The following is an 18,167-nucleotide window of genomic DNA, read 5'->3' on the forward strand; positions in this document are numbered from 1 at the left end:
CTCACAGTCCCCCACATGGGTGACTGGTGCCCGTGCGGGTGGCCTTGGAATTTGATCCCGACGAACGGCGCGCGAGGAGGACGAGATGCGGTACGATGTCGACGGAGAGCGATTGTGGGCACGGCTGATGGCCATGGCCAAGATCGGCGCCACGCCCGAGGGCGGTTCCTGCCGGCAGGCGCTCTCGGATGAGGACGAGGCGGGGCGCGCTCTGTTTCTTGGCTGGTGTGCGGCGCGCGGCTACCAGTTTCGCAGGGATAGGATCGGCAATCTCCTCCTGCGCCGAGCGGGGCGCAACCCGGAGGCAGGGCCGGTCTTGATCGGCAGCCATCTCGATACCCAGCCTACCGGCGGCCGCTTTGACGGCGTGCTCGGCGTGCTCGCCGGGCTCGAAGTCCTGGAGACCCTGGACGACAGGGCAGTCGAAACGGATCGCCCGATCGACCTCTGCGTCTGGACGAACGAGGAAGGGTGCCGCTTCCAGCCGGCGATGATGGGCTCGGGTGTCGCCTGCGGCGCGTTGGATCTGGAAACGGTTTTTGCCGCGCGCGACCACGCCGGAATATCCCTCGCAAGCGAGATTGTCCGCCACGGGTACGATCGCGAACCCTGGCCGCGCCTCGCCGATGCCGCGTGCTACCTCGAACTGCACATCGAGCAGGGGCCGATCCTTGAGGCGGAGGCAAAGACCATCGGCGTCGTCACGGGAGGGCAGGGCATCCGCTGGTATGAGATCTCGGTTGTCGGTGAGGAAACCCATGCGGGGCCGGTGCCGATGGCACTTCGCAAGGACCCGGTGCCCGTCCTTGCGCATGTGATTTCGCTGGTGCAGGCGATCGGCCGCAGCGATGAAGCCGCGCGCTGCACGATCGGCAAGATCGAGCTGTCGCCGGGGGCCATCAACGTGGTTCCCGGCCGTGCCGACATGACGGTTGATCTGAGGCACCCGGATGAGGCAGTTCTTGACGCGATGCACCGCCGCTTCATGGACGGGTTGGCCGCGCTCGGCCACGGTCACCCCGAGATTGACCTTAACGCGCGCCCAACCTGGCACTCCCCAGTCGTCGCCTTCGACAGCAGGCTGATCAACACCGTCCGTGACAGCGCCACGGATCGCGGCCTGCCATACCGCGATATCGTGTCCGGTGCCGGCCACGATGCGTTCAATCTCGCGCGGCGCGTGCCGACCACGATGATCTTTGTTCCTTGCCGGCAGGGCATCAGCCACAACCCGCGAGAATATGCTGCTCCCGCCGACGTCACGGCGGGCGCGAACGTCCTCCTGGACGTGGTCTTGGTGCAGACTCGCCTGGGGTAAGTGCGCTGAGCCGGTGCTCGCAAAGCCGGTAACCTAGTGGCCCCCGGCTTTGCTGCTCGGCGCGAGCCTGACCAAGCTGCCGCTTGCCGCGAGCACGGCAAGCGCTGCCAGCGGAAAGGCCGACGCGACAAGGCCGAGATCGGACGGCGTCGCGAACTCCAGGACACGGCCGCCGATGACCGTGCCGAGCGCGATACCGAAATACAGTGCAGAAGCGTTCAGGGACAGTGTCAGATGGGCAACCTCGGGAGCGAAGCCGACGATGCGGCTTGCCTGTGCCGGTGGAAACGCCCACCCGATAATGCCCCACGGCACCATCAGGCCGATTAGCACCGGCCCGGCGACAGGCTGCGGCAACAGCTTCAGAGTGAGTGCGATGGCAATGCAAAAGCCTGACGACATCAAAAGCGAGATGACGACCATGCGCGTTGCGCCGATCTTGTCGGCCAGATAGCCGCTCGACAGATTGCCAATGACGGCGCCGGCGCCGAAGGCGAGCAACATGCCAGGCAGCGCAATGGCCGGCAGAGCCGCTCCTTCCAGGGCCAAGGGTGCGATGTAAGAGATCACGGTAAATCCGCCCGCCAGATAGAGCAGCGTCACGAGAAGGGACGGCAGAATGCCTGGTCGGGTTACAGCGCTGAAGCGCTCGGCGAGCGTCAGCTTGATGCCCCGTGACCCCCGTGGCAGTCGCATCCACAGGATGGCCGCGCAAGAAATCCCGAGGAACGCAATGGACGCAAACGTGCCGCGCCAACCCCACATCGTTGCGATCAACGACCCGAGAGGCGCACCGAGCGCGACGGCAAATGTCGTGCCACCGACAACGACGGCGATCGCGCGGGCTCTGTGTTCGGTCCCCGCCAGTGACACGGCGGTCGCCTGTGCGGTCGCGGCATAAAGCCCGGCCGACATGCCCATCACAATCTGGGCGACCAGCAATCCAAAAAATGAGCCGCTCGTTGCGGCGATAAGGTTGCCGGCGACGAAGACGAGCATCGTTGCCGCGAGCACGAGGCGTCGGTCGATTTCGCCGGCCAAGGCGGACAGCACTGGCGCACCGATCGCATAGGCGAGTGAAAACGCCATGATGAGATAGCCCGCGAACGGCACGGATACATTTGCGTCAGCGGCAATCGCCGGCAAAAGACTGGAGAACACGAAGCCGACGGTGCTCATGGCAAACGAGCCGACCGCGAGCCAAATAAGGCGCTTATCCATAATGGTGTCCGTTGTTCAAAATATATTGAACTATTGAACTTGTGGCCGCCGCATGTCAATCTGCATCTCGTCGGCTCGCGCAGCCGGCGATTTGCCCTGAACTGCATTCGCACCAATTGCCGATGAACCATGTCGCTGCCGCATCCAAATCTCGACCAGATCAACCTCTCGAACGTGCTCGCCGCGCTTGGTGACGAGACGCGGCTTGCCATCGTCAGCCAGCTTGCGCGAAACAACGATGTGCCGATGAATTGCTGGCAATTTCTTGAACTCTCGTCCCGGACCAATCTCAGCTACCACTTCGCCAAGTTGCGCGAGGCTGGCATTACCCTCACCGAGGTGTCCGGCACGAGTCGGCTGATATCGTTGCGCCGAGCCGAACTCGATCGTCGTTTTCCAGGCCTGCTCGATGCGATCGTCGAGACTGCACAGCAGGCTCCTGTCCCGGACGACCAAGCTTGGCGAGACTAGAGCCGAGATCAGGCTGAAGTATCCTGTCGACGGCGGCCGGCAACCGGCGCGGGCACTCGGGATAATCGCCTTTTACAAGGCGGCGTTGCCGAAACGATCGACGATCGCGGGTCGGCCTTCAATTCCCGGCTCGAAGATGTTCCCAGTGCCCGGGAGCGATCGGCTCGCATTGGACACATCGAAATGGAGGCCGGCGCGCTTCTTTTCGCGCGTGCAATCGGCTGCTAATGCAAGCCGAGAATTTCGCGCAGATTGACGTTCTCGTCGTCGGGTTGGGTGTCCAGCGAACTTTTCAGATGGCTGGTTCGCTCGCGTACCAGAGCAACAGCGCCCGTCGCGTCTCCAGCTGCCAGGCGTTCGAGCATCTGCCTGGAAAAACCGGATTGTCTACCGGCGGGTTGGACGCTTTGGTGAAGTGACAGCGCCAGCGCAAGGCAGGATGCGTTTCGCTCCCATTCGCGGGCAAGGGTGCCGTTGCCGTGGACCAGGCACAGCAGGATCCCGAACTCGATGTCGAGGCGGCGCAACATTCTGAAGTCGTGCGCGGTCTCTGCCTTCTCCTCGGCCTTGGTATGTTGTGCGAGCCGGTCGAGCTGGGCGGAGGGAATGGACGCGCGGTTGGCGGCAATGCGGTCGACGACGAAAGTTTGAAGCGCCTCGCTCAACTCGAGCATTTCGAAAGCCGATTGCAAAGAAGGCGATGCGACGTAGGCGCCCTTGTTGGGCGGAAGGAAAACCAGCCCGTCCTGTTCCATGATCATCAGGACTTTTCGCATGACGGTGCGGCTGATCCCGTAAATGTCACACATCACCAGCTCTTCCAGCTTGACGCCTGGCTTCAGCTTGCGGTCGATAATCGCATTCCAAAGGTCAACGTGGATCTTCGCCTCAATGCCGCTCAGGGACGTGTATTGCATTGACGCAGCGTCTTCGGCCTGCAAGGCGGGCGAGAGATAATTGAACTTTGGCATCCGAACCCCGATTTTTTGTATGGCGTTTGATAAGCTTTACATGGTTCAGTAGATGCAAATCAATCGTCACAGGCTCTCGCTGTTGCGATGACTGTATGGCTTGTTCTGAATAAAAGCTCGTCCAAGGCCATCCGATGCGTGAGGTATCCGAATGCAGATCGCGATTTATGAGGCACGGGAAGCGGCATTTCCATGCAAAAATGGCCCGCAATCAATTCAGATTGCGGGCCATATTGCGTCTGTTTCTGGTCGTTAGAAGCTGCGCTGTAGGCGGAGGAAGCCGGTCACGTAGTCGTCGTCCTTGAACTTGTTGTCGTAGTCGACCTTGGTGTAGTTGACGGTGGCTCGGGCATCGAGGCCTTTGGTGATCTCGTAGTCAGCCGTAATGCCAACCCGCCAGGCATTGCCGTTGCCGTAGCTCTCGTTCGAAAACTGAGCGCCGTTCCAGGCGGTGTTGAAGAGCGTGCCCCGGCGCAGGTCGCCGAAGTACTGAGCGCCAGGCGTGATCGCGAACCTGTCGGTGACATTGAGGCGATAGGAGGCCGCGACGCTCCACTTCGACGCAGACCAGTAAGCGTTCGGGTTCGACGACCAGACGCCGAGAGCCTGCAGCACGCCCGGGCCAAGATCGGCTGAAATCAAACCGCGAACGGCGCCGTCTTTCACCTCGGTGTCGTAGCTGCCGAGCAAGTCGAATGACACGCCGCCCAGCGATACGGAAACGATACCCTCGACGCCAACGCCGTTGCTCTTGGAGGTGAGGCCCTCCAGTTCATCGACGGCGATACCTGCCTGGAACGTGCCGGCGTCATAGATGTAAGAAGCCGAGTTGAAGACCGTCGTGTCGTTGCCGCTGATGTCGGTTTCGCCATTCAGGCCCTTGTCCCACCAGCTCGCGAAATGGCCGACGCGGAATCCGCCGAGCTCGATGTAGGCTTGGTCGAGCTTGAAGTTGTTGTGGGCGTCGTTGTCCGTGTCCGCTTGGATCGCAATGTAGCTTGTGAGCGCGCCGTATTCCGTATCGTTCTTGGCGTCGAGGGTCAGCTGCGCACGTGCAAAGGCGTCCCAATCGGATGTCGATTGTTTGCCTTCCCAGCGCTTTGCGCTTTCCTTGGGACCGAAATTCGTCTGGAAACGAACGTAGCCGCCGATGCGCAGGCACGTCTCGGTTCCCGGAATATAGAAGTAGCCGGTGCCAAACGCGTCGCAGACGCGAACATATTCCGCCGGCTCCGGTTCAGCCGCGATAATCGCGTCCGCTGCATGGACGTTGGAGGTAGCCGCGATCGCGGCTGCCGAACCCAAAAGTATGCTTTTAATAGTCATGGGAATATCCCTTTTTTGGTCCTTTGATCAGCAAGCCTGCGCCACCCATCACCTCGTCATGGATTCGCGACCTGCATGCTTTGCGCTGTGGTTGTTGGCGCCACTCGATTTGCGACTGGCCAGCGCAGGAGGACGGGTATCATGTTCGACGGCAAAGTGAATTGAGAAAATATCGATTATGAATTGAAAAGGTTCGCTTGTAAGATTGGTATTGCAAAATTGCTACACTCAGACGTCACGCCGATTGGCCTGATGGCCGCTTGACGGATCTGGGAAATGCCAATAAAATATGAATTGAGATTAGTGCTTATATGTATTGACAATGAATCGGCTTGTGATAGAACGGCCATGCCTTGAGAAGAAGGCGATCTCCAAGTGGTCAACGCCGCCAGTCTGTCCCTGCGACTGGCGGCGTTTTCCTGCCGGAGGCGCAGGGCCGCACATCGCAACCGCTCGTGCGGCAGGCGAAAGATACCAAGTTGCCTTGTCGCGCCTCGCCTCAGTGTTTTGAGCCGAGCGTCTGCAATTCCCCGGTGGTCACTGACACTTCAACTGAAAATGGCGGGTGGCCTGACGATCGGCTGCGTGTGCATCGCGTGTCGGTTCACGACCTGCAGCCGGTGCCGGCGGCTGGCCCGCATGATCGGCCACGCTCGCCGAAGGGCAACGCTTTTGCTGTGGCACATGCATCGTCTTTCGGCTGGGCCTTAGATGTCGGGCACCGGGTGGGCCCTGGTTTCGGCGTGGCATCTGCGCCGACAACGACAAGGTGAACCATCCGCGAACTGGGCGCGCGGAAGGGGCGGTTAATCGGCTGAAGTCAATCTGATGGCGTAAGTTCCGGCGCCCAAGTTTCTAACGTCGATAGCCGTTTGTCGCGTGACCGTCGCGCTGGGTAGTGACGTCTCCCTCCAGGCCGTCATGCCCGTGCCGGTGATTTCGGGGCGCATGAGAGCGGTGGCGCCATGGGTGGTCAGATTGAAGAGGACTTCCGCCCGGGAGCACGCGTCACGCTGCCGATCGCGGATTTGGTCAAGTCAGGTCGTTTACGGCGCGCCGGGCCTGTTCGTACGGACTGTAGGGTTCGGATCCTTGGAGGCGTGCCGCCACGGCCGCAGGATCCCAGATCGGTTTTGTTCGCGCGGTGAAGAGATCCGCTGCCAACACGCGATCCTGCGCCTTGAAGTGGCTGCTTCGTATCCCAGCCTCGATCACTTCGGCGACGATACCTTGGAACAGCCTGACATGTTTGCGGAAGGCCGGCCAGTTCTGATCAGTCGAGTGATGCAACGCTTCACGATGTGGCAGGCCAGTAGAAAGAAAATGCAGGCTGAGGCGATATTGATCCAGAACGTGATCAACGAGCTTTTCAGGCGCTTCGACAGACCGCCGCGAATTTGCAGTTGCAATCGCGATGCGTTCTTTGAGCATTCGGATGACGGCGAGCTCAATCTGCTTTGTGGCGGACAAGGTGTTGTTGGTATGCACGTTCGAAATCCCGAATGATGACCCCGTCGAGGGTCGCAGCACCAAACGCCATGGATCGCTGTCGGATCTGGAGCGTCAGCACACCATGTGCCGACGGCTGTGGAGAGTTGCGGTGCCAAGTGCCAAGATTTGGCAAAGGCGGTCGGATTGCTCAGACTGTCATTCTGATTGCGAAATGCAATCGCTTTTGATAGATAATTCTGGTTGCGTTTCGAGATCGGTTTAGCGGGGCGGCCCTTGCCGCGCGTGAATGGAGCAGGTGATGGGATCGGAAATCACACACAGGACGTTTGTCTTCGAACGGCGTTGTGAGGCGTCGGTGAAGCGTGTGTTTGCCGCGTTTGCGGACCCGGTCGCGCGGGCAAGCTGGAGTGCGCCGTCCGACGGCGCTGCATTCTTCTATGATGCGGCCGACTTTCGTGAAGGGGGCGAAGACCATTTCCGCTGCGGCTCGAGGGAGAACCCGCAATATACCGGGCGCACGACCTATGTCTCCATCGTTGCGGATAGACGTGTGGTCAGCAGCGAGCTTGTCGAAGCAGGCGGACAAAAGCTGATGGCGAGCCTGATCACAACGGAACTGCAGGCCGAGGGTGACGCGACGATGGTCAAAATGACCGTGCAGGTCACCTCTTTCGTCGGCGACCAGATGATCGTGGGTACCGAGATCGGCACCAATGCCGCCCTCGACAATCTGGTCAGGCAGATGCTCAGCCCCGCGGGGCTGTAGCATGGAAGTGCCGCGGTTTGGTCTCTTGATGGCGGGGCAGGCGCTGACGGGTTCAATGGTGCGGCGATGGGGAGTGCCGCAAGCCGCATAGTACCAGCCGTCCTTGGCGCCATCTCGCTCAGGCATGTTGGCGTCATCGGCCGCCGCGAACCGTACCAGTGATGATTTGTTTGGCAGGGCGTTACGGCACCGACGCAGCAGTACCTTGGCCGGGGACGTCGCCGGCCAGCGACGTTTCATCCCTAGGCCCAGGTTCGCGCCGACGGCAACAGGGGCAGTGCAAGCGGGTTGGCCTGTCCGCCGTCAATCTGTTCGGCCAGCAGGCGCGCGGTCGTCGGTCCCAGGGTGAAGCCCTGGTGCCCGTGGCCGAAGTGGAACCACAGGCCCTTATGCCGGGTGGGGCCGGCAACGGGCAGCATGTCTGGCATGCAGGGACGTGTGCCGGACCACGGCGTCTGCTCGATGGGCTCGCGTAGTGCGAAAAGCTCGCGCGCGGCGTCCACGGCGTGCCGCATCTGCCGCGATGCGGGTCTTGCGTCCGGCGGCGCCATATGCGCGCCGGTCAGAACGCGATATCCCGCGGTCATGGGGGCGACCAGCGTGCCGTTGGCGACATCCAGGATCGGGACGCGCGGCCCGTCCTGCGCCGAGAAATGCCGGTGGTAGCCGCGCTTGAACACCATGGGGATGCGATAGCCAAACGTCTTTGCGAGCTGAGGCGACCAGGGGCCAAGGGCGATGATGGCGTGTTGCGCTGAAACGGTGCCATGCTGTGTCGATACGCGCCAGCCATGGCCATCCTGCCGCAGCGTCATGGCGTCGCCGCTTTCAAACGTACCGCCGCGCGCAAGGAAGAGAGCGGCATAACGAGCGACGAGTTCGCCCGGATCACGGCAACTCCACGGCCCGGTCCAATGCACTGCGCCGGCCAGACGGCGTCGCAAGGCGGGTTCACTTCGAGCCAGTTCGTCCGGGCCGAGGACATCTGATGGCACGCCGTACGCATGTTTCAGGCGCTCCGCGGTCGCTGCCGCGCGCTCGAGTGTTTGTGCGGTCCGATAGACCGCGCGCCATCCCTGCCGGACGATCAACTCGCTGGCGCCCGCAGGCTCGATGAAGCGCGCGTGGTCGTCGCTTGCGCGCACCGCTAGCTGCGAATAGGCCGCGACGCTTCTGGCATAGGGTTCCGGCGCCGATTGGGAAAAATAGCGCCAGAGCGGGCCCGCCAGGTGCCGCAGGTCGGCCAGTCGCCAGTCGACATCGTTGCCCCGCTTCAGGGCAACCGAAGCAATCTCGCGCGCCGTGCGCGGGAAGGCGTATGGCTCGACGGCCTCAGTCTGGATGATGCCGGCGTTGCCGTAGCTGGTTTCCCGGCCCGGTGCTTTGCGATCGAGCAACACCACCTGGTATCCGCTTTCCTGCAAGGCGAGTGCTGTTGAGACGCCGACCATGCCGGCGCCGAGAACGATGGATGTCGTCATTGTTGTTTCCGCAGAAGGGCTCGTCAGAAAGTCAGGCGCGAGTTGTAACCGACTACGAACTCGATGAAACGGGAGACATCAACCATGTCGTCGGCCCGGTAGCGGATGGTGTAGCCGTCGGTGCGCTCGATGCCTTTTAGATAGGATAGATATTCGGCCGGCAGGCGGTTGCGGAAGACGATTTCAAGGACGGGATTGTCCAGTTTGAAAGGTCTCGCCGAACCTGCCCTCGACAAGGCCTTCTTGACGCCCTCGCGAATGCGGCGGTGGGCGACCGCAGGCGTCAGCGTGATTGCGGATTGCGTGCTGTAGACTTGCTTCACCGGCACCGCGACGATGTCTCCGCCGATGACCTGGCTTATCTCGTCCAGTGCGACGTTGTCGCCCGAAGCAAGCAGCACTGGCACGCCAAAATGGCCGGCGATTGCGGCATTGATGCCGGCTTCCGGCATGACAATTCCGTTGATGCGAACCTCGGCAAAGGCCGTGCCACCGATGGTGTGCGACAGCACACCTCCAATGTGGCTTGCGCCGGCGTGATAGCCCAGGAGCATCGCGCCGACAAAGGAACCGAGCTCGACACCCTGCATCATCATCAGCGGGCGCGGCCAGCTGCGCACGATCTGTACATAGTCGGGCAGGCGATCGATCAGGATGCTCTCGCCATTTCCGTGGGAATCGCTGAGGATAACCTCTTCAACGCCTTCTTCATGCGCCGCCTCGCACGCGTTGACCACGGTATCGGTCATCCAGCGGCGGGCATTCTCATATTCGAAGCCTTCAGGCATCAGCTGGTCGCGGCTGACGACACCGACGATGCCCTCGATATCAGCGGAAATATATAAGCGCATTCCTGCCTCCCCTATCAGCCGCGCGATCGCGCGGAATATGCATTTGACTTTCCGACGATAAACATAGTTTTATGATTAGAAAATATATTTCTTTTTGTGTGAGGTGCAAAAATGAAGCTTTTCATCGCGGGTCTGGACACCGAAACGAACACCTTTTCGCCGATGCAGACGGGTATCGAGGCCTTCGAGGAGAATCTGATCGCCTATGGCGACGGGACGAGCAGGCCGCTCAATTGCTGCTCCTCGCAGATGTTCGTGTGGCGCAGGGCCGCCGAGCATAAAGGCTGGCAGGTGGTGGAGAGCCTCTGCGCGGTGGCCGAGCCCGGGGGCAAGACCACGCGCGCTGTTTACGAGAGCTTCCGCGGCACGATCCTTGATGACCTCAAGGCGGCCATGCCGGTCGATGCCGTCATGCTCGCCCTGCACGGCGCCTGCGTCGCCGAGGGGTATGACGATGTCGAGGGCGACCTGCTCCACCATGTGCGCCAACTGGTCGGGCCGGCTATCCCGGTCGCCGCCGAACTCGATCTGCATTGCCACATCACCGACCGCATGCTCGCCAGTGCCACCATGATCGCGACATACAAGGAGTATCCGCACACCGACATCGAGGACGTTGCCGCCGAGCTGTTTCATCTGATGGAGCGCACGCTGGCAGGCGAGGTGCGGCCGACGATGGGCGTTTACGATTGCCGCATGATCTCCACCTTTCATCCGCATCGGGCGCCATTGCGCGGCATTGTCGACCGAATGAAAGCCGCGGAAGGACAGGATGGTGTGCTTTCAGTGTCGTTCGGTCACGGTTTCCCTTGGGGCGACGTCGAGGATGTCGGCGCCAAGATGCTCGTTGTGACTGACAACGATCCGGACAAGGCCGCGCAGACAGCAGAGGCATTCGGGCGCGAAATTTTCGATGCGCGCGAAGAAATGCGGGGCGCCTATCTCAGCATCGACGCTGCACTGGATCGTGCCGTGGCAGCCAGAAGCGGCCCGATCGTGCTGGCCGATGTTTCCGACAATGCAGGCGGAGGCGCGCCGGGTGATTCCACCTTTGTCCTTCGACGGATCGTCGAGCGCGGTATCGGGGACGTGGCGGCCTGCCTTTACTGGGATCCGATTGCGGTGCGTCTATGCCGCGAGGCGGGAGAGGGAGCAACCCTGCCGCTGCGGCTCGGTGGCAAGATCGGTCCGGCATCCGGTGACCCGCTGGACCTGACCGTGACGGTCAGGCGCATCGCCTCCGGCATTACCCAGCGCTTTGGCGCGACACCGCTTGGTATAGGCGATGCGGTCTGGGTCAGCGCCGGCAGCGTCGACATCGTCCTGAACACCGTGCGCACGCAAACCTTCCACCCCGAATGCATGGTGGCACTGGGATTGAACCCGGCGCTGAAGAAGATCGTGGTGGTGAAATCCAGCAACCACTTCCGCGCCGGCTTTGAACCCATCGCACGTGAGATCCTCTATGTCGCGGCCCCAGGTGCGCTGCAACCTTTCTTCGCCGACGTGCCCTTCACAAAGCTCAAGCGGCCCTATTGGCCGCGGGTCGCCGACCCGTTCGCCGAATAACGGTGGGCTGCGGCTGCGTTTCGTGATCTGCGTCGCCTGCCTGTCCTTCGTGGTCTGCCCGGGAAAGTCATGGCCGAACGGTGGGGTCGGTCACTGCAAATGGCGACGCCAGGGCCAAGCGCAGACGGTTGGCCTTGCGGCGTGATGTTGATTTCACGCACGTATTATAGGAAATGGTTTTCCTATCATGCCAATCGAATCCCTCCCGGGATGGACCGGGTGGGCGGTTCGAAGCGGCTGCAGGCAACTTGGAGACGCCAACGATGACAGACGCGAAATCCAGCCTCGGCGAGATCCTGAAGGATATTCGCAACCGCAATCGCTGGACGTTGTCGGAGGTGAGCTCGATGACCGGGCTTGCGGTGTCGACCCTTTCCAAGGTCGAGAACAACCAGATGCAGCTGACGTACGATCGGCTGATCCAGCTTGCCGAAGGGCTGAAGGTCGACATCGTCGAGCTTTTCGGCACGCCGGCGGCAGGCGGCGAAACGCAGAACCTTCTGGGGCGCCGAACATACACCCGGACCGGCGACGGCCGGGCGATCATCACGCACAACTACGACTATCTCTACCTGTGTACGGAGATCTCAAAGAAGGCGATGGTGCCGATCTTTGCGGTCGTGAGGGCGCGCACGTTGGAGGAGTTCGGCCCCCTTATCCGCCATCATGGAGAGGAGTTCTTCTATGTTCTGGAAGGCGAGCTCGAGCTTCATACGGAAATCTACGCGCCGCTTAGGCTGAAAAAGGGTGATTCCGCCTATTTCGATGCCACGACCGGTCACGCCTATCTCAGCGTGAGCGATGAGCCGGCCCAGATCATCTGCGTCTGCTCCACGCCGGAAACCGAGCTGGTTTCCACGCTCGAAAGTACGCAGACGATCAAGCGCAGGGACTAGCTCCTGTAAAAATAGCGCATGATAGGAAAAAATCTTGCGCTTCGGAAAATCCTTTCCTAGTCTGTTGCTGCGGTGAGTGCCGGGAGGGCATCGTGCGCCGCAGTTCTGGGGAGGACTACGAGATGAACGGTTCCAAGTGGAAATCGATCGGCGTTGCATTGCTGCTGGCCTCGACGCCGCTTTCCGGCGCAATCGCAGCGCAGGATGTGCTGGTGTTGGCGCGCGCGGAAGATCCGCCGACTGCCGATCCCGGTATTGAAATCAGCAACAGCGGCTATACGCTGATCTACGCCGCCTATGAGCGGTTGGTCGCCTACAAGGGCGGGACGACTGAAGTTGGTCCCGAACTGGCGGAAAGCTGGACGGCTGACGATGCCGGCCTGGTGTGGACCTTCAAGCTCGCGGGTGGCCACAAGTTCGATGACGGTTCGCCGGTTGATGCCGCGGCGGTCAAGTTCAGCTTCGATCGGTTGATGAAGCTGAAGGCAGGCCCCTCTGACGCGTTCCCTGTGCTGAAGGAGGTCGAGGTCGTCGATCCCCAGACCGTCAAGTTCCACCTGACCGCGCCCTTTGCCCCCTTTATCTCGACGCTCGCCGTTTCCGGTGCGGCCATCGTCAATCCGAAAGTGATGGAGCATGAGAAGGACGGCGACATGGCGAAGGCCTGGCTCGCCGAGCATTCGGCCGGCAGCGGCCCGTATCGCATCGCCTCCTGGGAGCGCAACCAGAGCATCGTGCTTGACCGCAACGAACATTATGCCGGTGCGGCACCGGCGCTGAAGCAGGTCGTCATTCGTATCGTGGGGGATGTGTCGGCCCGCCGTCTTCAACTGACAAATGGCGATGCCGACATCATTGAACAAATTCCGCTCGATCAGGCGGAGGCGCTGCAGAAGGACGCTTCCGTCGTGGTCGAAAGCAATCCGAGCATGTATGTGAACTACATATACATGAACAACCGCCAGCCACCGCTGGACGACCCCAAGGTTAGACAGGCGATTTCCTACGCGGTTGACTATCAGGGGATCATCGACGGCATCATGCTCGGCCAGGCCAAGCAGATGCGCGGGGCGGTGCCGAGCGGGATGTGGGGCCACGACCCACAAGGCTTCCAGTACAGCTACGACATCGAGAAGGCCAAGGCGCTGCTTGCCGAATCCGGCAAGAGCGATATCCACCTGACCTACACGTTCTCCCAGGCCGATCCTGCCTGGGAACCGGTCGGCCTTGCGCTGCAAGCTTCACTTTCGGAAATCGGCATCAAGCTCGATCTGCAATCGGTCGCCGATACGACCAAGCGCGAACTGGCGGCCAACGGCAAGTTCGACCTGGCGCCCGGTGCCTGGACTCCCGATTTCGCCGATCCCTACATGTTCATGAACTACTGGTTCGACGCGGGTAAGATGGGCGGTCCGGGCAACCGTTCCTTCTACAGCAACAGCAAGGTCACCGACCTTGTGCGGGAGGCAGGCTCGATCGTCGATGAGGTCAAGCGCAAGGCCCTCTACATTGAGGCGCAGAAGCTTTCGACCGAGGATGCGCCCTATCTCTATATCATGGAAAAGAACGACATTTTTGCCCGCCGCGCCGCGGTGAAGGGCTATGTCTACAACCCCATGCTGATCCAGGTCTACAACTTCGGGACAATGTCGAAGACGGAATGACCGGCGCGGGTGAAACCGCTCCTGCCGCCTGAAGGGCCTCCATCGACGAAATGCCTGCTGCCGGCCGTCACTGTCGCGGCAGCAGGGTTTCGTCCATCTCAAAGCAAATCGGGGTTCCCCTGCCGAAAGGGCCGACGTCCATGGCAATTACCCGCATCATCATTCCGCGCCTCATCCTCTTGCTTTTCGTCGTGCTGGGGGTTGCGGTCATCACCTTCACGATCTCGCATCTGATCCCCGGCGATCCGGCGCGCATGATCGCCGGCGACCGGGCGAGCGCCGAAACGCTTGAAAACGTCAGGCGCAATCTCGGCCTCGACCGGCCCGTCGTCGAACAGTTCACGATCTACATCGGCAATCTTCTGAACGGTGATCTCGGCACATCGCTGCGGACCGGTCGCCCCGTTGCCGCCGACATCCGCACCTTCCTGCCGGCGACGCTCGAGCTTGGAACGATCGCGCTCTTCATTGCGATCTGTCTGGGCGTGCCACTCGGCGTGCTGTCGGCCGTCTACAAGGATGGTCCGATCGACCAACTCGCGCGAACCGTCTCCGTCTGCGGCATATCGATGCCGGTGTTCTGGTTCGGCCTGATCCTGATCTATGTCTTTTACGCCAAGTTCCAGGTCCTGCCCGGCAGCGGGCGTCTGGCCATGGGCATTGTACCGCCCGAAAGGATCACCGGGTTCCTGTTGATCGATTCACTGCTGCAGGGTCGCTTCGATGCATTTCGCAGCGCCACCTATCACATCGTCCTGCCGGGCTTCGTGTTGGCTTTTGCCAACATGGGCGTAATCACCCGCCAGATCCGCGCCTCGATGTTGGACGTGCTGCAGGAAGATTACATTCGGACCGCCCGCGCCAGCGGCCTGCGCAAGGGCATGATTATTTTCAATTACGCGCTCAGAAATGCGCTGATCCCTTCCATTACGCTCCTCGGCCTGGCCCTTGGCGATCTTCTCTACGGCGCGGTGCTGACGGAGACAATCTTCGCCTGGCCCGGCATGGGAACCTATGTCGTGACATCGATCCAGACGCTCGATTTCCCGGCCATCATGGGTTTCACCATCGTCGCATCCATTGGCTACGTGCTGATCAACCTCATGGTCGATCTCGCCTACATGGTTGCCGACCCGCAAATCAGGGAGGTCTGATAATGTCTGCTGTCATGCCGACCGAGCCAGCTGCGGCAACTGCCGTAACGCGCAGAGCCAAGCCTCTATCCGAGCGGCTGCGCTATCTCTGGTATCTGGGCCGCCGCAGCCCGCTGACGCTGCTGGGCGTTGCAATCATCCTCATGGTCATGGTGATGATCGTCGCTGCACCATGGATCGCGCCCTACAATCCCGACAAGGTTTCGCTCACCGCCCGCCTGCTACCTCCGAGTTCGGCGCATTGGTTCGGCACCGACGAAGTCGGCCGCGACCTGTTTTCGCGCGTGATCTTCGGGGCCAGGGCGTCCTGTGGTGCTGCCTTCATGATCGTCCTGATTTCAACGACCGTCGGAGTGTTGATCGGCTGTTTTTCAGGTGTGGTCGGTGGTCGTGTCGACACGGCGATCATGCGGCTGATGGACGTCGTGCTCGCACTGCCGGCGCTCGTGCTCGCGATGGCGCTCGCCGCAGCGCTTGGTCCGAGCCTGTTCAATTCCATGCTTGCGGTGGCGATCGTCCGGATCCCGGCCTATGTGCGCCTTGCTCGCGGTCAAACGCTTTCCTTGCGTGAGCAGGTGTTCGTCAAGGCGGCGCGCACCTATGGTGCTTCGTCGTTCTACATCCTGCGCTGGCACATTTTGCCCAACGCCATGTCGCCGATCATCGTGCAGGCGACGCTCGATCTTGGCGGCGTCGTGCTCATTGCAGCCGCCCTCAGCTTCATCGGCCTGGGCGCTCAGCCGCCGACCGCCGAATGGGGCGCGCTCGTCAGCAGCGGTCGCAGCTACATGCTCGATCAGTGGTGGTACGCGACCTTCCCGGGCCTCGCCATTCTGATCACGGCCACGGGATGCAATCTTGTCGGTGATGGCATTCGCGACATGCTCGACCCGCGCTTGAGGGGCAGATGATGAACCTAGCGACACAAAGCGGCCAGGCGCTGGCCATTCACAACCTGTCATTGGAGTTCCCGACCTTCAGCGGTGCGGTCAAGGCGCTCGACAATGTGTCGATCGACGTTGGAAGGTCCGAGATTGTCGGGATTGTCGGCGAGTCCGGCTGCGGCAAGTCGGTGACGACCATGGCTGCAACCGGGCTTCTGCCGAAGGGGCGTTACAGGATCACGAGTGGTTCAGTCAGCCTGTTTGGCCACAGCACCCTGGCAATGGACGACGGCGCGCTGCAGGATGTGCGCGGCAAGGTCGTTTCGACCATCTTTCAAGAGCCGATGAACGCGCTTAATCCGACGATCCGCATCGGCAAGCAGCTGACGGACGTCATCATGCGCCATGAGGCGACAAGCCTTGAGAATGCCAGGCGCATCGCGCGTGACACGCTGGCCGACATGTTGATTGGCGAGCCCGAGCGGATCATGAAAGCCTATCCGTTCGAGCTTTCCGGCGGCATGCGCCAACGCGTCCTGATTGCCATGGCATTCTCCTGCAATCCCGGCCTCATCATTGCCGATGAGCCGACGACCGCGCTCGACGTCACCGTCCAGGCGGTGATCCTGCGGCTTATCCAGAACCGTGCCCGCCGGACGGGTACCTCGGTCATCTTCATTTCGCACAACGTTGCCGTCGTGTCGCAACTATGCGACCGGCTTTACGTCATGTATGCCGGACGGATTGTTGAGCATGGCGCCACCAGCACCGTCCTCGAGACGCCGCAGCATCCCTACACCCAGGCTCTTCTGCGCTGCCTTCCCGAGCGCGTCGCCCCCAAGCAGGAGCTTGAAGCCATTCCCGGTGCCGTGCCCAATCTCGTGCACCCCCCGCCTTCAGGCTGTTACTTCGAGCCGCGGTGCAAGGAAGCGGTTGAACTCTGTCGATCCCGATCCCCGCGGTTGGCCGGCCCCGACCGTCAGCAGGTGGCGTGCTGGCAGCGCGGCGCGGCGGCAGAAACATCGGGGCAGGGGGACCGGCAATGACAGGGGACGTCGAAAAAATGGGGCGCGCTGTACTGGACGTGTCCGATCTCCATGTCCGTTTCCCGGCTTCCCGCAACTGGCTCGGTCGTCCTACCTCGCATGTGCACGCCGTCAATGGCGTGAACCTGACGGTGCGTGCCGGCAAAAGTCTCGGTATTGTCGGGGAATCCGGTTGCGGCAAGAGTACACTCGCCCAGGCGATCATCGGGCTTGCCCCTTACGAACGGGGGCGGGTGGCGATCGACGGTGAGGACTTTGGGGCGGTGCAGGGGAAAGAGAAGCGCGCGCTGCGGCAGAAGATGCAGATCGTCTTTCAGGATCCGCAATCCTCGCTTGATCGACGGCTGCCGGTGTGGCGGTTGATCAGCGAACCGCTGCACATTCGTGGCGGCCACAGCAAAGCCGATCTTCACGCAAAGGCAGAGCAGCTGGCCGTTTCTGTCGGTCTGAGACCAGAACACCTCGATCGTTTGCCGCATGAATTTTCAGGCGGGCAGCGCCAGCGCATCGCGATCGCCCGCGCGATCAGCACCGACCCCGATCTGTTGGTGTTGGATGAGCCGACGTCGGCCCTCGACGTGTCCGTACAGGCGCAGATCATCAACCTGCTTTTGAAGTTGCAGCGCGAACGTGGGCTGACCTATCTCATGATTTCGCACGATGTCGCGCTGGTGCGTCATTTCTGCGATGACGTGGCGGTGATGTATCTCGGTCAGATCGTGGAAACAGGCCCGGCCGACGAGGTACTCAGCCTTCCGCAGCACCCCTATACCCAAACCCTTCTGGCGGCAGCCCCCAGTTTCGACACACCGTTGCCGACGATTGCGGAGGTACGCATGGGGGAGCTTCCCAACAACCGCCGACTTCCCGCCAGCTGTTTCTACAAGCAAAGATGCGGCAAGGCTGCGGCCGGATGCGAAACGCAGCAGGTGTTGCAGCGCGCCGACGACGGCCCACGCCATGTCAGATGCCATCTGGCATTAGGCTAAACCGCCAGACGATCAGAAGAGATGCCGCCGGGCGGCCGCCACCACGGAGGGTGGTCGCGCGACATAGTGCCATTTGGTGCGCATCTCCGGCACTTTAAGAAAGAATAT

The 18,167-nt window shown here is 61.3% G+C and carries 16 protein-coding genes; 10 read left to right on the forward strand and 6 right to left on the reverse strand.

Features of this window, described 5'->3' with window-relative positions; genetic code table 11:
* Window positions 1–85 precede the first annotated feature (85 nt).
* The gene (locus tag VGO04_RS27710; RefSeq protein WP_327499183.1) at window positions 86–1,318 is read left to right on the forward strand and encodes a M20 family metallo-hydrolase; all 1,233 of its coding nucleotides are present in this window, start codon (window positions 86–88) and stop codon (window positions 1,316–1,318) included.
* Between the two features lie 33 nt (window positions 1,319–1,351).
* Here VGO04_RS27710 and VGO04_RS27715 read toward each other — a convergent pair whose 3' ends face one another.
* On the reverse strand, window positions 1,352–2,539 hold the full coding sequence (locus tag VGO04_RS27715; RefSeq protein WP_327499184.1) for an MFS transporter: 1,188 nt from the start codon (window positions 2,537–2,539) through the stop codon (window positions 1,352–1,354).
* Window positions 2,540–2,668: 129 nt separating this feature from the next.
* On the opposite strand from VGO04_RS27715, the gene VGO04_RS27720 reads away from it, so the two are divergent.
* Window positions 2,669–3,010: a helix-turn-helix transcriptional regulator gene (locus tag VGO04_RS27720; protein WP_327499185.1), complete on the forward strand. Its 342-nt coding sequence runs from the start codon at window positions 2,669–2,671 to the stop codon at window positions 3,008–3,010.
* Between the two features lie 224 nt (window positions 3,011–3,234).
* Here VGO04_RS27720 and VGO04_RS27725 read toward each other — a convergent pair whose 3' ends face one another.
* The 3 genes from VGO04_RS27725 to VGO04_RS27735 form a co-directional block, all read right to left on the reverse strand.
* Window positions 3,235–3,951, reverse strand: a complete 717-nt coding sequence (locus tag VGO04_RS27725; protein ID WP_327499186.1) for a GntR family transcriptional regulator — start codon at window positions 3,949–3,951, stop codon at window positions 3,235–3,237.
* Between the two features lie 282 nt (window positions 3,952–4,233).
* A complete protein-coding gene (locus VGO04_RS27730; RefSeq protein WP_327499187.1) occupies window positions 4,234–5,307 on the reverse strand; it encodes a porin in 1,074 nt (357 codons plus the stop codon).
* Between the two features lie 1,032 nt (window positions 5,308–6,339).
* Window positions 6,340–6,795 carry a hypothetical protein gene (locus tag VGO04_RS27735; protein ID WP_327499188.1) on the reverse strand — a complete coding sequence of 152 codons (456 nt, stop codon included), beginning with the start codon at window positions 6,793–6,795 and terminating at the stop codon, window positions 6,340–6,342.
* Window positions 6,796–7,114: 319 nt separating this feature from the next.
* Between VGO04_RS27735 and VGO04_RS27740 the strand changes: the two genes are divergently transcribed.
* The gene (locus VGO04_RS27740; protein WP_327499189.1) at window positions 7,115–7,525 is read left to right on the forward strand and encodes an SRPBCC domain-containing protein; all 411 of its coding nucleotides are present in this window, start codon (window positions 7,115–7,117) and stop codon (window positions 7,523–7,525) included.
* A gap of 242 nt (window positions 7,526–7,767) precedes the next feature.
* Here VGO04_RS27740 and VGO04_RS27745 read toward each other — a convergent pair whose 3' ends face one another.
* Together VGO04_RS27745 and VGO04_RS27750 are read right to left on the reverse strand one after the other, a co-directional pair.
* Window positions 7,768–9,006 (reverse strand): FAD-dependent oxidoreductase, encoded by a 1,239-nt coding sequence (locus VGO04_RS27745; RefSeq protein ID WP_327499190.1) that lies wholly within the window; start codon window positions 9,004–9,006, stop codon window positions 7,768–7,770.
* 23 nt (window positions 9,007–9,029) lie between these two features.
* Window positions 9,030–9,857, reverse strand: a complete 828-nt coding sequence (locus VGO04_RS27750) for a M55 family metallopeptidase (RefSeq protein ID WP_327499191.1) — start codon at window positions 9,855–9,857, stop codon at window positions 9,030–9,032.
* A gap of 111 nt (window positions 9,858–9,968) precedes the next feature.
* On the opposite strand from VGO04_RS27750, the gene VGO04_RS27755 reads away from it, so the two are divergent.
* From VGO04_RS27755 to VGO04_RS27785, 7 genes are all read left to right on the forward strand, one after another.
* A complete protein-coding gene (locus VGO04_RS27755; RefSeq protein WP_327499192.1) occupies window positions 9,969–11,426 on the forward strand; it encodes a M81 family metallopeptidase in 1,458 nt (485 codons plus the stop codon).
* Between the two features lie 263 nt (window positions 11,427–11,689).
* Window positions 11,690–12,322, forward strand: coding sequence for an XRE family transcriptional regulator (locus VGO04_RS27760; RefSeq protein WP_327499193.1), 633 nt, complete (start codon window positions 11,690–11,692; stop codon window positions 12,320–12,322).
* 92 nt (window positions 12,323–12,414) lie between these two features.
* Window positions 12,415–13,986, forward strand: a complete 1,572-nt coding sequence (locus tag VGO04_RS27765; protein ID WP_327499194.1) for an ABC transporter substrate-binding protein — start codon at window positions 12,415–12,417, stop codon at window positions 13,984–13,986.
* A gap of 140 nt (window positions 13,987–14,126) precedes the next feature.
* A complete protein-coding gene (locus tag VGO04_RS27770; RefSeq protein WP_327499195.1) occupies window positions 14,127–15,140 on the forward strand; it encodes an ABC transporter permease in 1,014 nt (337 codons plus the stop codon).
* A gap of 2 nt (window positions 15,141–15,142) precedes the next feature.
* Window positions 15,143–16,051, forward strand: a complete 909-nt coding sequence (ddpC, locus tag VGO04_RS27775) for a D,D-dipeptide ABC transporter permease (RefSeq protein ID WP_327499196.1) — start codon at window positions 15,143–15,145, stop codon at window positions 16,049–16,051.
* Window positions 16,051–17,070: an ABC transporter ATP-binding protein gene (locus tag VGO04_RS27780; protein ID WP_327499197.1), complete on the forward strand. Its 1,020-nt coding sequence runs from the start codon at window positions 16,051–16,053 to the stop codon at window positions 17,068–17,070. Before ddpC ends, VGO04_RS27780 begins: the two co-directional genes overlap by 1 nt.
* The gene (locus tag VGO04_RS27785; RefSeq protein ID WP_327499198.1) at window positions 17,067–18,059 is read left to right on the forward strand and encodes an oligopeptide/dipeptide ABC transporter ATP-binding protein; all 993 of its coding nucleotides are present in this window, start codon (window positions 17,067–17,069) and stop codon (window positions 18,057–18,059) included. The genes VGO04_RS27780 and VGO04_RS27785 overlap by 4 nt, the downstream gene beginning before the upstream one ends.
* The last annotated feature ends 108 nt before the right edge of the window (window positions 18,060–18,167 follow it).

Origin of the sequence: Ensifer sp. (assembly GCF_035999185.1) — a bacterium.
Taxonomy (GTDB): domain Bacteria; phylum Pseudomonadota; class Alphaproteobacteria; order Rhizobiales; family Rhizobiaceae; genus Ensifer.

Excerpts from the sequence above, each read along its gene's own strand:
- VGO04_RS27730 (WP_327499187.1), bottom strand. The coding sequence starts at position 5,307 with ATGACTATTAAAAGCATACTTTTGGGTTCGGCAGCCGCGATCGCGGCT.
- VGO04_RS27750 (WP_327499191.1), bottom strand. The coding sequence starts at position 9,857 with ATGCGCTTATATATTTCCGCTGATATCGAGGGCATCGTCGGTGTCGTC.
- VGO04_RS27745 (WP_327499190.1), bottom strand. The coding sequence starts at position 9,006 with ATGACGACATCCATCGTTCTCGGCGCCGGCATGGTCGGCGTCTCAACA.
- VGO04_RS27755 (WP_327499192.1), top strand. The coding sequence starts at position 9,969 with ATGAAGCTTTTCATCGCGGGTCTGGACACCGAAACGAACACCTTTTCG.
- VGO04_RS27770 (WP_327499195.1), top strand. The coding sequence starts at position 14,127 with ATGGCAATTACCCGCATCATCATTCCGCGCCTCATCCTCTTGCTTTTC.
- VGO04_RS27710 (WP_327499183.1), top strand. The coding sequence starts at position 86 with ATGCGGTACGATGTCGACGGAGAGCGATTGTGGGCACGGCTGATGGCC.
- ddpC (WP_327499196.1), top strand. The coding sequence starts at position 15,143 with ATGTCTGCTGTCATGCCGACCGAGCCAGCTGCGGCAACTGCCGTAACG.
- VGO04_RS27785 (WP_327499198.1), top strand. The coding sequence starts at position 17,067 with ATGACAGGGGACGTCGAAAAAATGGGGCGCGCTGTACTGGACGTGTCC.
- VGO04_RS27715 (WP_327499184.1), bottom strand. The coding sequence starts at position 2,539 with ATGGATAAGCGCCTTATTTGGCTCGCGGTCGGCTCGTTTGCCATGAGC.
- VGO04_RS27760 (WP_327499193.1), top strand. The coding sequence starts at position 11,690 with ATGACAGACGCGAAATCCAGCCTCGGCGAGATCCTGAAGGATATTCGC.
- VGO04_RS27720 (WP_327499185.1), top strand. The coding sequence starts at position 2,669 with ATGTCGCTGCCGCATCCAAATCTCGACCAGATCAACCTCTCGAACGTG.
- VGO04_RS27780 (WP_327499197.1), top strand. The coding sequence starts at position 16,051 with ATGAACCTAGCGACACAAAGCGGCCAGGCGCTGGCCATTCACAACCTG.